Genomic DNA, 16,042 nt, shown 5'->3' with positions numbered 1-16,042 from the left:
CGGAAGATGGCAGGCCGGAAGGGTCACAGATAGGAGTCCTTGCCGGTCGGTGGATCATCCTGCTCCTCGGCGATGATCTGGGAGTTCCTTACGGCGACCGCCAGCCGGTTGTTATCCGGCCACAGGAAGCGCCAGGCCCCGGTCGGCACAGCCCAGAACCGGCGGCCGGTATGGATGTCCACCAGTGCCAGAGCGTCGCTGGTGGACTCGGTCCCGGGCGGAACCAGCAGCCCGGACCGGGTGGTCGACTGCTCCATCAGGTGACCGACCCGCCAACCCGGCATGATCCGGTAACCGTTCGAATCGTGATTGTCGTTCTTCTTGGCAGCCATACCCTCGTGTTCCGGTGTTCCGGTGTTCCGGTCGCATGAGGGTAGCCGCATCCGCAGAAGACCAGACCCTTGGGTCCGACGGTATCGGCAGGGGGTAAGCTCCGCGGTGGAGGCGAACGAGCGCCTGGTGGGCTCCCTGGTCTTCAAAACCAGTGGGGGTACGAGAGTGCCCCGGCGGGTTCGATTCCCGTCCGCCTCCGCAACCCCTGCGTGCTTCCCTGGCGCACATATCGATGACGGTGTTAGCGGGTGTCAATGGTTCCTCTCGGTTGTGACAGCCCTCGCGTCGGGGAGGAGACCCGTCTTCGTGAGACCGGTACGTCGTAGTCCTGGCCGAGGCGGTTGGTAGCAGACACGATCCATCCCGACAGACTTCGCGCACGAAGAGTCGGGGCTGACCAGAACTACCAGGGGTCTTGCAGGTCGCGGTCCCAGGGCCAGAGCGGCCTCTTTATCCGTTTGAAGGGAAGGGCGGTGAGATCGCTGCCCGAGGGACCCGGGACGTCCAGGTCGATGCAGGTCGCGATCTGCTCGTAGTACTCGAGGTAGGCGCCGGCGGACTTGGGTTGCACTATCCGCATCTTCCGGGGGTCGGCGCCCACGCTGAGGTAAGCCTCGTAGTCGACCATGGGTGGGCGATGCGTGGTCACCATGATCGAAATCGATCCCACCTGGAGCAATGCGGTTGGACCCATGTCAACGGGCCGGATTCCGCCGTAGTGGTTTATGTACCGTCCGTCGGTGAGGGTGGCCACGGTGCCGGTCACCTCCACGGGGCTGTAGAAGGCGGGGTTCGCGCTACCTCCGAGGGGGGTGGTCACCCTGGCGCCGACGCCGGCCTGCGCGCAGGCAGCGGCCGCCGCCGGATCGCTGACCATCAGCAGGCATGGAACGTCGACGCCACGATCCAGCAGTGCCTTCAGCAGCAGGTTTCCGTCACCCAGTCCTCCGGCGGTGGTGCTGTCAGAACCCTCCGACAGGGCGAAGACCCCGTCCGACGCGAGCGCCGTGTCGATTGCCTCGTGGACATCGGTCTTCTTCACGAGGTAGTGGTCCCGCAGGCTCCAGGCCTTCAGGGCGATCTCGTCGGCGAGCGACCGGCCCAAATCCGGGTCCCGGTCGGTGACGATGACCACCGTCCAACCCAGTTCCGAGATGTCGAGCCAGGGCTGGGTGCAGAACACGCTGGCGGCCAGCACCCGCGGGTCTCTCTCCGCCTCGTGGAGGGCGGCTATAACCTCCCGGTTGGGGAACCGGCGGTCGTCATGCGTCTCCGCCCCGGTCATCATCCGGACCTTCCGCTGGGAAACCACCGGCTCCACCTCACCACGGATGGTCCGTATGAGAGTGCGCATGGCTACTTCGCCGGTACGCCGCAGGTCCACATGGGGGCAGGTCTGGTATCCCGCCAGGATGTCCGCCGTCTCGCCCATGCGCCGCGTCATATGGGTGTGAAGGTCGAGCGTGGTGGCGATGGGAATGTCCGGCCCGACGATGGCTCGTGCCCGGGCCAGGACCTCACCCTCCGCATCGTCGAGGCTGTGGGTGACCATCGCGCCGTGGAGGCCCAGCATCACCCCGTCGATCCCGTCCCGGTGGAGGCTTATCCCGTCACACACCCGGCCGACCAGGTGCTCGAAAGTAGCGTCGTCCAAGGGTGGACCAGACTGCGCCTTGGTATCCAGCACGGGGACCAACTCGACGCCGAGGTCCTCGGCTGCATCCAGGTAACCGTCGATCTCCCTGTTGCCGGCTCGCCGCAGCACATCGGCCCCGGTCGGTATCCCGAACCTCTCGAAGTCGGCCAGGGTCGTGGCCCCCGGGACGAAGCTGTGGCTTTCCTGGCGGAACAGCGCAACCAGGATCCGCTCGCTACCACCCATGTCGCTACCTCCTGCGTCCCGTAGTAACCCGACCTGCTCCGGTTCCTCCTAGAAGACGATCAGTCCTCGGGCCTGCTCCCCTGCAGCCAGTGCCCTGAAGGCCTCGTCCGCCTCGTCGAGGTCGTATCTCCGGGTGACCAACTCGTCGATGTTGAGCCGGCCGGCCATGGCCAACTCGATCATCTTGGGAAACTCCACCATGGGGTTCCCGCTCCCGTACCGGGATCCCAGGATCTTTCGCTCTCCCTGCATCATCAGGAAGGGATCGACCGCGAAGGTCTCCCCGGTGCCGGGAAGGCCCAGGATGACTTCTATTCCCTGCTTGGCGAGGATGGCCAGACCCTGTTCCATCGCGGTGGTACTGCCCACGGCCACGATGCTGTAGTCGACCCCTTCGCCGGTCAGGTCCGTGATCGCGTCGATCAGATCCTCTGCGCGGGAGTTGATGGTGTGGGTAGCCCCGAAGTGGCGGGCGTATTCGAGCTTGGAGTCGACGACGTCGACGCCGATGATCGGGTAGGCGCCCGTTGCGGCCGCACCCTGCACCGCGTTGAGCCCGACGCCCCCGCAACCGATGACCGCCACGCTCTGTCCGGAGCGGACACCGGCGGTGTTCACCACCGCCCCGAATCCGGTGGTCACCGAGCATCCGATTAGCGCGGCGAGGTCGAGGGGGAAGTCCTTCCGGATGCTCACGGCCGCCTCCTCAGGCACGACTATGTAGGGCCCGTAGGTAGCCGGACCGTAGTGGTACACGTCTTTCCCCTGGTAGTGGAAGCGGGTGCGGCCGTCTCCCATCCTGCCGACCGGTGGGTTGTTCAGGCAGAGGGCCGGGTAACCGAGGCAGCACGGGCGGCAGATGCCGCAGTCGGGCGCCCAGGAGATGATGACGTGATCCCCGGGTGACAACGACCGGCAACCGGGGCCCACCGAATCCACCACGCCGGAGCCCTCGTCGCCGAGAACGATGGGCATGGGTATGCCGACGTGGGAACCGTCGGCTGCATGCAGGCAGCTATGACAAACCCCGCTGGCCACCATCCTCACCCGGACTTCCCCGAAACCCGGATCGTCGAGCTCCAGATCGAGCATCTGCATCGGCTCCCTGGGCTTGACGAGGACAGGGGCGGTTATCAGCATGGGTTACTCTCCTTGAGAGACTCTTCGGCGGGTTGCCATACTTCCACGGCTGCTTCCGCGTTGCTGATGGGGATCCCCTGCCACAGTCCTATCTCGGGAATCCGTAGAGGGTTCCTGGCGGGAATGATAGGAGCGTGCTGAAGAGGACGGGGAGTGGTTGGCCCAGGATACTTCTACCTGGAGTTTCGTTGACTGCTATGGGGCCAACTGGACGTCTTGAGTACCCCCCTCGGCCGTGCCCGCCGGGTACGATTCCGGTCGAGTGGGTGGAAGGGCAACATGAGCAGCCGGGGCTGGACAACCGCCGGATCGGAGCGAATGGGAGGCTGGGATGGGTGAGTATCAAGTACGGGACCTCTCCGCCTTGGCAGACGAGGCGCTCGCGGCTCTGGAAGAAGGCGGTCGTCCCGGATTCCCTCTGATCGAAGGAAGGGTGCTGGCGGTCCAGGTCACACCGGAACGCGGAACGTCGTCCGACATCGCCATCGGTGTGGCGGCCCTGCCAAGCGGGTTCTCCACGCCCGACCACACCCACCGCGCCGAGGAGATCGCCACGGTGCTCAGGGGCAGCGGTTCCATCACCATCGAAGGCACGACCATCGACGTGACGCCCGGGTCGGTGGTAGTGACACCTCCATACGCCCACCATGTGACCACCGCCGGTCCCGATGGGCCGATGGTGGTCTTCTGGATGTACGCGCCCGCCGGCAGCGAGCAGCGCTGGCTGGCGCAGGACAGGGATTGACGGTCGGGAGGGATCTCGTGAGCAGGCTCTATGTCATCGGTGCCGGGACTCCGACACCGACGCCGCAGCGTTTCGGCACGGCCTATGTGGTCGATACCGGGTCTGACCTGGTCATGTTCGATTGCGGTCCGGCCGCCACCCACAAGCTGGTGAAGGCCGGTCTGTGGCCGACCCGCATCGACCATCTCTTCTTCACGCACCATCATTTCGACCACGACGCCGACTACCCCTGTTTCCTGCTTTGCAGGTGGGATCAGAGCATCGGCCGAGAGGGCATGCTCAAGGTACGGGGACCGACGCTCACGGCAAGCCTCACGGAGGGCCTGATCGGCGAGGACGGGGTCTTCGCCCACGATTGGAAGGCCCGGGTCGGGACGCCGGTGAGCCAACGGGTCTTCGTGAACCGTGGGGGTGTCCTGCCGCGCCCGGCTCCCGTGGTGGACGCCGCCGATATCGGCCCCGGTTCCGTGATCGAGGGTCCCGACTGGCTGGTTCGGTCCGCAGAAGCCGTCCACGTGCAGCCGTTCCTCGACTCTCTCGCATACCGGATCGAGACGCCTACGGCCAGCATCGTCGTGACAGGGGATACGGAGCCGTGCGGCTCGGTGATCGACCTCGCCCGGGGGGCGACCGCCCTGGTCAGCATGTGCTGGGACCACCAGGAGACAATGCAGGAGTGCGGTGAGGTTCCGGGCCAGACCGGGACCACGGGTGCGGCGATGATGGCCCGTGAGGCGGAAGTTGAGAAGCTGATCCTGGTCCATCGCGGACCCGGGCTGGAAGGTGCGGAGTCGGAGGCGCGGGCCAGGTCTGACGTTAAGGCCATCTTCGACGGCGAGGTGATCCTGGCCGATGAGTTGGATGTGATCGACATCTGACCGGCAACCTACCGACCCGTGATCTGTCGAATTTCCTGAGCCCTAAGGGGGCCCAACGGATGGGTGTTTGCGCTGGGGATCAGCAAGGACGCATCGGCTGCTTGGAAGAGGCTGCTGAACAGCGACTGTCGGGCCTGATTTGGGCCAATATCAATTGATGGGAGGGTGAAGTCGGCGTAGGGTGATCTAGTTGCTAGTCATCCTGCCGGCCCAACGAGCAGGGTGGCAATCCCCTGCGGAAGGAGGCCAAGGGTGAGACATTGGTACAAGAAGGGCAGACTAGGACTTCTTTTGGTAGCGCTCGCTCTGGTTGCCTTTGCCTGTGGTACCGACGAAGCGGACGAGACGACCACCACGGCTGCGGCCGCCCCAGCCACCCAGGCGACCACGACCACCGCGGCGGAGGCGGCTCCGGAGACTCCGGAGACCACGAGTGCTCCTGACACGACGGCGGCGATGGAGGAGGTCGAGGACCCGCGCGGAACGACCGTAACCTGGTCGTACACGCAGGAGCCACCGAACTGGGACTACCGGGAGACCGGACTGACGGCGGTCACCGCACCGTTGCTGTTGAACGTCTGGGAGACGCTCGTCCTTATGGAGGCGGACGGCTCGCTTTCCCCGCTGCTGGCCGAATCTTGGAACGTCAGCGGCGACGGCCTCACGGTGACCTTCAACCTGCGCGAGGGGGTTGTCTTCCACGACGGATCCGACTTCACCTCCGCGGACGTGGTGTACTCGATGAACGCCAACTCTCAAGCCAGCGTCGACAGGACGGCCAGCCCCTACGGAGCCGTTTCCTCTGCCGAGGCGGTCGACGACTACACGGTCGAGGTCACTCTCGCAGCACCGAGCCTCACATTCGTCAACACCATGGCGGATCGGGCCGGGATCATGGTTCCGGAGAACTTCTTCGAGGACCACGACGCCGCGACAACGGTCCTCGGCACCGGACCTTACGTGTTCGCCGAGTACCGGATCGACCAGGACCTGACCATGACCCGGTTCGAGGACTACTGGGGTGAGAAGCCCTACTTCGAGACCGCGATCCAGCGCTTCATCCCCGATGAGACCGCCGCGATCAACGCCCTTCTGGGCGGTGAGCTCGACATGGTCGCGTCGGTGATCGCCGAGGGCATGGACCGGGTCTTCGCCGTCTCCGGCGAGAACGACGGCATCGAACTGGTTCTCATTCCGGGGACCGAGGTCTCCTACTGGTTGCTGGACACCAACGTTCCGGAGTTCCAGGACATCCGGATACGCCAGGCGATCCAGCACGGTCACAACCGCCAGGCGCACATCGACGCGGCGACGGCCGGGACGGCCACGCCCTCGTGCTCGATGGCGGTTCCTTCGGGCATCGCGTGGGACTCGGACTACTGCCCGTATCCCTACGACCCGGAGCGGGCGGTCGCGCTGCTCGCTGAGGCCGGTTACGGCCCGGGCGAGTTGGTGCTGGACTTCCCGTTCGCCAACGTTGCGTGGCACACCGTGATGGCACAGGTCTTCCAGGCCGAAATGGCCGAGATCGGGGTGACGATCGAGTTGCGTAGCCTGGATCTTGCGACGTGGCTGGACCAGGTCAACACGCAGGGCCAGTACCAGGTGTTCCAGATCACCAGCGGCGCACCGCTGACGAACTATCGCTGCGACCGGAACCGGCAGCCCTTCGGCCGTGGGAACCAGGCGTTCTGCGACGAAGAGATGGACGCGATGATCGACGCCATCGAGGTCATTGCCGATTACGACGAGTATGTCGCGGCACAGCGCGCGCTCCACGATTACGTGGCCGACGAGGGATGGATCTTCGCGACCAAGAAGCCGAACGTTCCGGTGCTGTACCGGTCGGATCTGGCCGGGATCAAGCAGCACCGCCTACCGGACATCCACATTTACGCGGGTGACCTGCATTGGGCTGACTCCTAAAGGATGGCTGAAGCCTGACAAGTGTGGGCCTCGGGGTTACCGAACCACGGTGGGGGTTCGCCATTGGTTTGGCGGACCCCCACTCGGCTTTCTCCCGCCGGCCCGCTGTCCCGCCGGGCGCCGCGGTGTGGTATACCCCTGAGGACACACCCTCCTAGGGGGAGGTTCGCGTGGCGCGCGTGATCACCCGGTCCGTCCTATCACTGGTCCTGGCCGCCTTCGTGGGATCGATGATCGTCTTCGGCCTGCTGCGCTCCATCGGCGGCAATGTCGCGCACGTCATCCTGGGCCAGTACGCTACCCCCGGCGCCTTGGAGGCCCTTCAGGAGGAGTTGGGCCTCAATGCCCCATGGTACGTCCAGTACTTCAGCTGGCTGGGCGGAGTGTTCACGGGAGATCTCGGCACTTCCTACTCGGCGCGTTTCGACATCTTCGACGAGATCCTGCGGCGGCTCGGCCCGACCACGTTGCTGGCCTTCGGCTCACTGCTCATCTCGATCCCGGCTGCCCTGGCGCTCGGGACGTACTCGGCCATCCAGGTCAAGAAGCTCCGCGGCGGGGTCATAGACGTCGCCAGCCAGATCGGCATCGCCATACCGGCGTTCTGGGCGGGACTCATCATGGTCCTGGTCTTCGGCATCCGGCTCGGGTGGTTCCCCACCGGCGGCTACATTTCCCCGTTCGAAGACCTGGTCGAGGCGGTGAAAGGGCTCGTGCTGCCGACGCTGGCCCTCTCCCTGGGGATCACGTCGGTGCTGACCCGCTATGTCCGCTCAGCCATGCTCGACGTGATGGGTGAGGACTTCATCCGCACCGCCATGGCCAAGGGGCGTACCCGGCGCGGCGCGGCCCGCGTCCACGGGGTGCGGAACGCCTCGGTTTCGCTGGTGACCGTCGGCACCCTGCAGCTCGGCGCCCTCATGGCCGGCACGGTGGTGATCGAGAACGTGTTCGTGATCCCCGGCATCGGGCGCCTTCTGGTCACCTCGGTACTCGGCCGCGAGGTGATAGTCGTGCAGTCGCTGATCCTGGTCATCCTGTTGATGATTCTCGTGATGAACTTCCTCATGGACATCGCCTACGTACTCATCGATCCCAGGATTCGCGATAGCCAGGGAGGCAAGGCAATTGCTTGACGAGCGCGCCCGATCCAGACCGCCGTTGTGGCGTCGCGTCCTGCGGTTACCCTTGCCGCTGATCATCGGCGGAACCCTCGTCGGCTCCTTCCTGTTCATCGCCCTCCTCTCGTACGTGTGGACGCCGCATGACCCCCTGAAACTGGTCGTCGCGGACCGCCTGCTGCCGCCGGGGAGCGAGAGATACGTGTTCGGTACCGACAAGTTCGGCCGCGACGTCCTCAGCCAACTCATGGCGGGCGCTCGCAACTCCCTGTACGTCAGCCTGCTGTCCACATTCGTGGCGATCGTGGTGGGCGCCCTGCTCGGGCTCCTGACCGCCGGTGCCGGTCCCTTCTGGCGGAACGTGCTGTCCCGGCTGATCGACGTCGGCGTAGCGCTGCCCGGAATCCTGATAGCCCTGGTGCTGGCGACATCGACCGGGCCCGGCAACCAGGCGGCGATCGTGGCGATCACCTTCTGGTTCATCCCGATCGCGGCCAGGGTGACGATCGGCCCCGCCCGCCAGATCCTGGCGCTCGACTACGTGGAGGCGGCCTACGCCTACGGCCGCACCAAGTGGTACGTGCTCTTGCACCATGTGACGCCCAACATTGCCCCCCTCCTGATCGTGCTGGGCTCGGTCATGTTCGCCGCAGCAATCCTGATCGAGGCGGCCCTGGCCTTCCTCGGCATAGGCGCTCAGCCGCCCACCGCCTCCTGGGGAAGACTGCTACAGGAGTCCCAGCCCCTGCTCGAGGCAGCCCCGACGCTGATGTTCTTCCCCGGCGTGGCAATCGTCCTCACCGTGCTCGGGTTCAACCTCCTCGGGGACGGGCTGCGCACCATCCTCGATCCGCAGCAGGCTTCGCGCTCGGGGCTCATCTGATGCTCGAGATCCGAGACCTCGACGTGGCCATCGGTCGCCACACCATCGTCTCCGTCGAGCGGCTCGATATCCCGGCCGGTACTCGCCTGGGGATCGTGGGCGAGTCCGGGTCGGGGAAGACGATGACGGCCATGAGCATCGTCGGCCTGCAGCCCAGCACCGCCGTCGTGTCGGGATCGGTCCGTTTCAATGACCGGGAACTGGTCGGCTTGAGCGATCGCCGGCTCGCCGAGGTGCGCGGCCGCGACATCGGGGTGATCTTCCAGGATCCCGCCAAGGCGCTCAATCCGATGATGCGGGTCGGTCGCCAGGTGGCCGAGGCGATCCGTCTGCATATGGATCTTCCCCGCGACCGGTTGCGCGCACGCGTTCTCCAACTGCTCACCCAGGTCCATCTACCCGATGCAAGAACCCTGATGCGCCGGTACCCGCACCAGCTGTCGGGAGGTCAGCAACAACGCGTCCTGATAGCGATAGCGATCGCCTGTGACCCGAAGCTGCTTATCGCCGACGAGCCGACCACGGCGCTGGACGTCACGGTCCAGAGCGGCATTCTCTCGCTGCTGCGTGAGCTGAGCGTCGAGCGCAAGATGGGCCTGCTCTTCGTCAGCCACGACCTCGGTGTCATCCAGACGATCAGTGAGGTGATAGGCGTCGTCTACGGTGGCCAGCTGGTCGAACTCGGTCCGGCTCGGACGGTGATCAGGCAGGCGCGGCACCGCTACACCCAGGCGCTGGTGTCCGCCAACCCCGGTATCGCCGATGACGAGCATCTCGGCGAGATCGTGGGCCGGCAGCTCGACGTCATCCCCGGCTCGGTGCCGGCCCTGGACAGGTTCCCGTCCGGCTGCCGGTTCCGGGGTCGGTGCAGCGCGGAGATCGCTTCGTGCGCGCAACCCCCCGAGATATCGGTGGCGGGCGACGGTCACATCTTCAAGTGTTGGAACCCGATCGAGGTCGTGGCCGGCTCGGAGGGAGACCTCGATGCCGCTAGTTGAGGCCCGAGGGCTGCACTTCCGCTACCCGAGCGTGCGGGGACGCGGCGCCCTGCCGTGGACGCTCGAGGATCTCGACCTGTCCATCGAAGCGGGATCGGCCGTGGGCGTGGTCGGTGAGTCGGGGTCGGGAAAATCGACCCTGGTCCGGGTTCTGTGTGGTCTCCTCATCCACCAGGAGGGCGATGTCATCTTCGACGGGCGGGAGCTGGGGGACTGGCTCGCGAACGACCCGCGGGAGCTTCGTAGGCGGAACCAGATCGTGTTCCAAAGTCCCCGGCGATCCCTCGATCCACGCATGAGCATCCGCCGGTCGTTGAGCCAGCCGGTCCGGGCGATCGAGCGCCGCGTGCCCACCGACACCGAGATGATCGGCTGGCTCGAGCGGGTGGGACTCACCGACGAGGTTCTCCCCAGATTCCCGCACCAGCTGTCCGGCGGGCAGCTGCAACGGGTGGGGGTGGCCCGTGCCCTTTCGGTCGAGCCCGACGTCCTCTATGCCGACGAGCCGACCAGCGCCCTCGACGTCTCGGTGCAGGCACAGGTGCTCAACCTGCTCATGGACCTGCGGGAGCAACTCGGCCTGGCCCTGGTGATGGTCTCGCACGACCTGGCGGTCATCAGCAGGGTCTCCGAGCAGGTGATCGTCATGAAGGACGGCATAATCGTGGAGGCCGGGCCCATGACCGACGTGCTCAGCCGCCCCTCCGACCCCTACACCGCCGCGCTCGTCCATTCGGCGCGGGCCGTCAGCCTCCGTGCATGAACTGATCGAGCCTGCCGGCGCGAGCAATCCGGACGCCGCCCGGCCGAAGGGGTTTCCGCTCCGTGCCGGGGGCAGGGCCGGATGGTCGATCTTCGACAGCGATGTCGCCTATCCGATAGCGGTGCTCCTGCGCTCGGCCCTAGACCACAACCGCGGGACCATGCGCTCGTTCTGCCTGCGGAACGGGGTGGACCTGGCTCCGCACGGCAAGACCACGATGTCTGCCGAGCTGTTCCGGATGCAGATCGACGACGGGGTCTGGGCGATCACCGCCGCCACCACCTGGCAGGCCATGGTCATGCGCGAGTGCGGCGTTCCCCGGGTGCTGATAGCCAATGAGGTGGTGTCCCCCGGCGAGATCGAGTGGCTGGCCGCAGCCCGGGACGGCGGCTTCGACGTTATGTGCTATGTCGACTCGCTCGACGGGGTGGCCGTCTTCGACGAGGTCCTGGGGCGGTTGCAACCCGACCGGCGGTTCCCGGTCCTGGTGGAGATGGGAGTCCCCGGAGGGCGGGCGGGCGTGAGGACCATGGATGAGGGCTTGGCCGTGGCGTCCGCCGCGGCCTCCTCCGCGCATCTTGCCCTTACGGGAGTCGCCGGATTCGAAGGCATCCTGGGAGCCCAGGGTGACCGCAGCGCCCTCCAGGTGGTCGACGCGTTCCTCGATCAGATGGTGGATCTGGCCTGCGAGGTAGCCCGGCGCGGGTGGTTCGAGCCCTGTCCCGACCTGATCCTCACCGCCGGCGGCAGCTCCTACTTCGACCGGGTGGTAGCACGGTTGTCCCGGGCCGAACTGGGGCAACCCAACCGGGTGGTGATCCGCAGCGGCTGCTACCTGACCCACGACGACGGCTCGGTGCATCGCACGTCCCCCATGGGAGAGACAGGCAGGACCGGCTATCCCGAGCACCTGATCCCCGCCATCGAGGTGTGGGGGACGGTCCTGTCCCGGCCGGAACCGGCCCGGGCGATCGTGGGAGTGGGCCGCCGCGACATCTCCTTCGACGGGATGCTGCCGGTCGCCAAGAAGGTGCGTACGAAGGACGAGGCGATGGTCGAGGCCGCGCCACCGATGCGGACGGTGGCCCTCAACGACCAGCACGCCTTCATCGACCTGGAGGATGAGACACCGCTTGCCGTGGGCGATCTCGTGGGTTTCGGCATCTCGCATCCGTGCACCACCTTCGACAAGTGGAGGGCGATCCCGATCGTGGGGCGTGACTACCGGGTTGTCTCGGTGGCGCGGACCCTGTTCTGAGTCGGCACCGGTCGCCCGACCTGCGGCCGCAGGGTCAACGCCCGGGGTAACTCGCTTCGGGTTCGTACGGGAACATCGGTCTCCGACGGTGCCGGTAGTCGAGCCGGCCCAGGTCTGCGGTGGTGCATCCCGGGGTGGCCATCCAGATCATGTCCGCCGCGATCGGTTCGAAGGCGGCTCGAGGCGAGTGAACTCCCTTGGCGACGATCACCTGCTGTTCCAGGGGATCTATACCCGCACTGATCAGCTGCTGGAGGCTGGTGTTGCCCATCGGCAGGCTGATGAGCATGAGCAGGTGGCCCTCGGTGGTATGGACAACGGCTCGATCACCCGCGTCGTAGAAACGGAAGCCGCCATGTGTGGCTCCCGGATCCTCGAACTTCCCGCCGTCGAGCAGGCGGACCGTGCCCGTGATCGGTACCGGCTCGCCGTGCAGGCCGTCGGTCTTGCCCCCGACCGAGATGCTGACCGATCCACCGACGCCCGCCTCCTGGCAGGCCCGAACCGCCTCCGGGTCGCACAGGGACTGGAACAGCCCACCGATACCGAGCCGCCGGGCGGCCGCGAGCACATGGGTGGAGTCCCCAGGGCTTCCCCCTCCGACGTTGTCGCCCACGTCGAGCAGCACGATCGGCCGCCGCCCATCGTTCGCAGCCCGGAGCAGGGCGTCCTCGATCGCGACCGCTTTCCCATCGAGTTGTCTCCGCATTCGCCAAGCCTCGCCCGCCACGATCCGCGCCGCCTCCGAGGCGAGGTTCGGATCCCCGTCGGTGACGCAGAGGAAGGCCATTCCCATTTCCTCCACGTCGGCGTAGGGGAATCCTTCGGCAACGTTCATGGCCAGGACCCCCGGGTGTTGCGCCTGTTCATGGGCCAGCGCGACGAGCTCCCGCATCGGGGAGTCGTCGGTGCCCTGCCGCAGGATGTTGACGGCGAGGGGAGGCATCTCCAGGGCCATGACGGGCTGGATCTCCCCCCGGGCGGTCTTCAGGGTGAGGTCGGCCGCGAGCCGGGCACGCCGCCGGGCATCCAGGTGGGGATTGGTCATGTACGTGGTGACCAGCGTGGCGTGCTCGACGATGGCCGGGGAGATGTTGGCATGCATGTCCAGCACCAGGCCGATGGGAACGTCGGGACCGACGAGGGAGCGCACCCGCCTCAGGATCTCCCCGTCTGCGTCGCGGTAACCCTCCGAGACGGCCGCACCGTGCAGGGCGAGCAGTATGGCGTCCCAGGGTCCGTGCCGCTCGAGTTCGGCGACGAGCCGTCCGGCCATGGTCTCGAAGGCCTCGGCCGTGATGGCGCCCATGGGCGTGAGGTCGTAGAAGACCAGCGGTACCAGGTCGATTCCGGGCTCCGAGGCCAGCTCCAGGTATCCGGCCAGGCTCGCCTCCGAGGAGGCGTAGCGGTCGAACAGGCCGGCGCCTTCCACGGGACCGGCCGCAAGCCACCGATCGAGGCTCGCCGGTACGGGAGAGTAGGTGTTGGACTCGTGGCTGAGGCCAAGTACTGCGATCCGCAAGCTCGCTCCTTCGCACGGCGGGGTCTGTCCGGCTTCCGACAATACCGGGCGGACCGGCGACCCGCGACGGCTACGGACGCGGGAGGGGCGTCGGTACGGCCCGCCTCAGTTCCTGCGCAGCACCCGTCCCGGCCGTTCGGTGGAGACGGCGCCATCCTCCAGCAGGACCCTCCCCGCCACCACCACCGTTTCGATTCCGACCGGCGCGGCGGGAACCTGGCCGAAACCGGTGGTGTCCCTCACGGTCTCGGGATCGAAGACGACCAGATCCGCGATCTTCCCCTCCCTGACCGTTCCCCGTCCCTCGAGCCCCAGCCGCCGGGCGGGTTCACCCGACATCTTGCGTACAGCGTCCTCCAGGGTCAGGATCTGCCTTTCCCGCACGTACCTTCCGAGAACCCGCGGGAACGTGCCGAAGAAGCGCGGGTGGGGCCGGGCGCTCGGCTGGTGGAGCGGCACGGCGTTCCCGTCGGAACCCACCACGGCCAGCGGATCGGCCAGGAAGGTCTGGACGTCCTGTTCGGTCCGGTAGAACAGGACCACCTGTGCCAGGTTGCCGTAGCGTTCGCACAGTTCCAGCGTCATCTCGTACGGGTCGGCGCCGGCCTCGGCTGACAGCTCCTCCAGAGACCGGGAGACTCCGAAGCCGTCCGGGCACTCGCTGATCACGAACCGGTCGAACAGCCAGGGTATGCCTCCGAACCAGCCCCGAGTCATGTCGTGGAGCGCCCGCGTTCTGGTGGCCGGATCCGCCAGGCGGGACCGCATGGCCTCCGTTCCTCCCTCCTGAACCCAGGGCGGCAGGTACTGGGTCAGGGAGGACGATGATGCGTCGTAGGGGTAGACATCGAAGAAGATGTCCACGCCGGACTCCCTCGCCTCCGAGAAGAGCTCCAGCACGCGCTCACCCGTGTTCCAGAGTTCCGGGTCGTTGATGGCCAGGTGGCTGAACTCCACCGTCACTCCCGTTAGCCGTCCTATGTCGACGGCCTCGCCGACGGCGCCCCGTTCCCGGTCCTCATGCGGTCTCGAATGGGTGGCGTACAGGGCCTCCCGGCGCGCCAGGACCCGGGCCAGCTCCGCTATCTCGTCGAAAGCGGCGTAGGAACTGGGCACATGCGTCAGCCCCGTACTCATCCCGAAGGCCCCCTGGTCGAGCGCGCACTCGAGGTCACTGACCATCCGGGCCAACTCGTCGCCGGTGGGGGGCCTGCTGTCTATGCCGATCGCCGCCACCCGCAGCGTCCCGTGGCCGGCCAGCGGAGCGACGTTGATCGCCAGTCCCGCCTCTTCAAGGGCCGCGGCGTACCCGTCGAGATCTACCCAGTCCGGCGTGACGGGGCTGGTCACCCGGGCCAGATGATCGGAGTGCAGGTGAAGCCGGGAGGGCTCTATCGGGAACGCCGAGAAGGAGCAGTTGCCGACCACCTCCGTGGTCACTCCCTGGCGGAGCTTGCTCTCCCCGGTCCCGTCGGCCAGCAGGCTCAGGTCCGAGTGGGTGTGGATGTCGATGAAGCCCGGGCACAGGACCTTCCCGGTGACATCGAGCATCCTCAGGGCCTCCGCGTCCGTGGAGATCGACCCCACCGCCTCGATCCGGTCGCCGTTCACGCCGACGTCGGCGCGCTTCGGAGGCGATCCGGTTCCGTCGACGAGGGTCGCGTTACGGAAGAGCAGATCGAACATTGCGTCCCTCAGTTCCGGTAGGCGCAGCAGGATAACCCTGCCAGACCGCCGGAGGAGCGATGGGCTGATTATCGTCGCCGCGTATCGGTGACGGCGCCTGGGAGGTGACTTGCGCGGCGACGCGGACTTCTCGCTGGAGGGCAGGGTGGCGCTCGTGACGGGGGCCACAAGAGGCATCGGCGCCGCGATAGTGCGGCGGTTCGTGGCCTCCGGAGCACGCGTGGCCCTTACCCATCGGGGTTCCGATCGGAACGAGCTCCTCTCGGCCGCGCTGGTGGAGGAGTTGGGCGAGGACCGGGTGCTGCCGATCACCGCCGATGCGGCCGACGACGCCCAGACCGCCGCCGCCGTGCGGTTGATCGAGGCCACGTTCCCCCCGGGTGTGGACACGGTCATCGCCAACGCGGCCGCCACCGACAAGCTGCCCTGGGACGAGATCACGGTTGAAGAGTGGGACCACGTGATGGAGGTCAACCTCCGCGGGGTCTTCGTGCTGGCGCGCCATGCGATCGGAGGCATGCGGCGGCGTTCGTACGGCAAGGTCATCACCATCGGGTCGGTCATGGCCAACACCGGAGACCCGCGTGCGCTCCACTACGTCACATCGAAGAGCGGGCTCATCTCTTTCACCCGCTCGCTGGCGCGGGCGGAGGGTGCCAACGGCATCCGGGTCAACTGCGTCGTCCCCGGCGCGATCGTGGTGGAGCGGGAGCAGGAGGAGGGCGGAGACCCGGCCGCCACCCTCAAGTGGATGCAGCAGGTGCAGTCGCTCCCCTGGCGCGGGATGCCGGACGACATCGCTGCCGCCTGCCAGTTCCTGGCGAGTTCTGCCAGCGACTTCATCACGGGTCAGGTGATAACGGTGGACGGGGGCTGGAGCAACTATTGATCCACACGACCGGTGAAG

At 66.7% G+C, this 16,042-nt stretch carries 14 protein-coding genes and 1 tRNA gene; 10 read left to right on the top strand and 5 right to left on the bottom strand.

The genetic code is table 11. The features are described 5' to 3' along the window. Positions 1–23: 23 nt before the first annotated feature. On the bottom strand, positions 24–332 hold the full coding sequence (locus tag OXK16_08785; protein MDE0376041.1) for a hypothetical protein: 309 nt from the start codon (positions 330–332) through the stop codon (positions 24–26). A 108-nt stretch (positions 333–440) separates the two neighbouring features. Here OXK16_08785 and OXK16_08780 point away from each other — a divergent pair. Then, positions 441–532: transfer RNA gene (locus tag OXK16_08780), tRNA-Sec, on the top strand. 204 nt (positions 533–736) lie between these two features. Here the strand turns inward: OXK16_08780 and OXK16_08775 are convergent. After that, entirely contained in the window at positions 737–2,215 is a 1,479-nt protein-coding gene (locus OXK16_08775; protein MDE0376040.1) for a M81 family metallopeptidase, read from the bottom strand. Between the two features lie 48 nt (positions 2,216–2,263). Then, positions 2,264–3,355: a Zn-dependent alcohol dehydrogenase gene (locus tag OXK16_08770; protein MDE0376039.1), complete on the bottom strand. Its 1,092-nt coding sequence runs from the start codon at positions 3,353–3,355 to the stop codon at positions 2,264–2,266. A gap of 331 nt (positions 3,356–3,686) precedes the next feature. Between OXK16_08770 and OXK16_08765 the strand changes: the two genes are divergently transcribed. The 8 genes from OXK16_08765 (at position 3,687) to OXK16_08730 (ending at position 11,927) form a co-directional block, all read left to right on the top strand. Further along, a complete protein-coding gene (locus OXK16_08765; GenBank protein MDE0376038.1) occupies positions 3,687–4,100 on the top strand; it encodes a cupin domain-containing protein in 414 nt (137 codons plus the stop codon). Between the two features lie 17 nt (positions 4,101–4,117). Then, positions 4,118–4,978 carry an MBL fold metallo-hydrolase gene (locus OXK16_08760; protein MDE0376037.1) on the top strand — a complete coding sequence of 287 codons (861 nt, stop codon included), beginning with the start codon at positions 4,118–4,120 and terminating at the stop codon, positions 4,976–4,978. A 291-nt stretch (positions 4,979–5,269) separates the two neighbouring features. Next, positions 5,270–6,904 carry an ABC transporter substrate-binding protein gene (locus OXK16_08755; protein MDE0376036.1) on the top strand — a complete coding sequence of 545 codons (1,635 nt, stop codon included), beginning with the start codon at positions 5,270–5,272 and terminating at the stop codon, positions 6,902–6,904. A gap of 170 nt (positions 6,905–7,074) precedes the next feature. After that, entirely contained in the window at positions 7,075–8,040 is a 966-nt protein-coding gene (locus tag OXK16_08750) for an ABC transporter permease (GenBank protein MDE0376035.1), read from the top strand. 52 nt (positions 8,041–8,092) lie between these two features. Further along, the gene (locus OXK16_08745) at positions 8,093–8,908 is read left to right on the top strand and encodes an ABC transporter permease (protein ID MDE0376034.1); all 816 of its coding nucleotides are present in this window, start codon (positions 8,093–8,095) and stop codon (positions 8,906–8,908) included. Continuing rightward, on the top strand, positions 8,908–9,906 hold the full coding sequence (locus OXK16_08740) for an ABC transporter ATP-binding protein (protein MDE0376033.1): 999 nt from the start codon (positions 8,908–8,910) through the stop codon (positions 9,904–9,906). Before OXK16_08745 ends, OXK16_08740 begins: the two co-directional genes overlap by 1 nt. After that, the gene (locus OXK16_08735; protein MDE0376032.1) at positions 9,893–10,669 is read left to right on the top strand and encodes an ATP-binding cassette domain-containing protein; all 777 of its coding nucleotides are present in this window, start codon (positions 9,893–9,895) and stop codon (positions 10,667–10,669) included. Before OXK16_08740 ends, OXK16_08735 begins: the two co-directional genes overlap by 14 nt. Next, on the top strand, positions 10,662–11,927 hold the full coding sequence (locus OXK16_08730) for an amino acid deaminase (protein MDE0376031.1): 1,266 nt from the start codon (positions 10,662–10,664) through the stop codon (positions 11,925–11,927). Before OXK16_08735 ends, OXK16_08730 begins: the two co-directional genes overlap by 8 nt. 34 nt (positions 11,928–11,961) lie before the next feature. On the opposite strand, the gene OXK16_08725 is transcribed toward OXK16_08730, so the two are convergent. Next, positions 11,962–13,449, bottom strand: coding sequence for a M81 family metallopeptidase (locus tag OXK16_08725; GenBank protein ID MDE0376030.1), 1,488 nt, complete (start codon positions 13,447–13,449; stop codon positions 11,962–11,964). 105 nt (positions 13,450–13,554) lie between these two features. Continuing rightward, on the bottom strand, positions 13,555–15,135 hold the full coding sequence (locus tag OXK16_08720) for a D-aminoacylase (protein MDE0376029.1): 1,581 nt from the start codon (positions 15,133–15,135) through the stop codon (positions 13,555–13,557). A 109-nt stretch (positions 15,136–15,244) separates the two neighbouring features. On the opposite strand from OXK16_08720, the gene OXK16_08715 reads away from it, so the two are divergent. Next, positions 15,245–16,024: an SDR family oxidoreductase gene (locus tag OXK16_08715; protein ID MDE0376028.1), complete on the top strand. Its 780-nt coding sequence runs from the start codon at positions 15,245–15,247 to the stop codon at positions 16,022–16,024. The last annotated feature ends 18 nt before the right edge of the window (positions 16,025–16,042 follow it).

The sequence above is a fragment of the bacterium genome, assembly GCA_028821235.1.
Lineage (GTDB): Bacteria > Actinomycetota > Acidimicrobiia > Spongiisociales > Spongiisociaceae > Spongiisocius.
This window is presented reverse-complemented; position numbering and strand designations above follow the sequence as displayed.

Coding starts and splice junctions, on each gene's coding strand:
- OXK16_08785 (MDE0376041.1), bottom strand. CDS start 332: ATGGCTGCCAAGAAGAACGACAATCACGATTCGAACGGTTACCGGATC.
- OXK16_08765 (MDE0376038.1), top strand. CDS start 3,687: ATGGGTGAGTATCAAGTACGGGACCTCTCCGCCTTGGCAGACGAGGCG.
- OXK16_08770 (MDE0376039.1), bottom strand. CDS start 3,355: ATGCTGATAACCGCCCCTGTCCTCGTCAAGCCCAGGGAGCCGATGCAG.
- OXK16_08735 (MDE0376032.1), top strand. CDS start 9,893: ATGCCGCTAGTTGAGGCCCGAGGGCTGCACTTCCGCTACCCGAGCGTG.
- OXK16_08740 (MDE0376033.1), top strand. CDS start 8,908: ATGCTCGAGATCCGAGACCTCGACGTGGCCATCGGTCGCCACACCATC.
- OXK16_08775 (MDE0376040.1), bottom strand. CDS start 2,215: ATGGGTGGTAGCGAGCGGATCCTGGTTGCGCTGTTCCGCCAGGAAAGC.
- OXK16_08720 (MDE0376029.1), bottom strand. CDS start 15,135: ATGTTCGATCTGCTCTTCCGTAACGCGACCCTCGTCGACGGAACCGGA.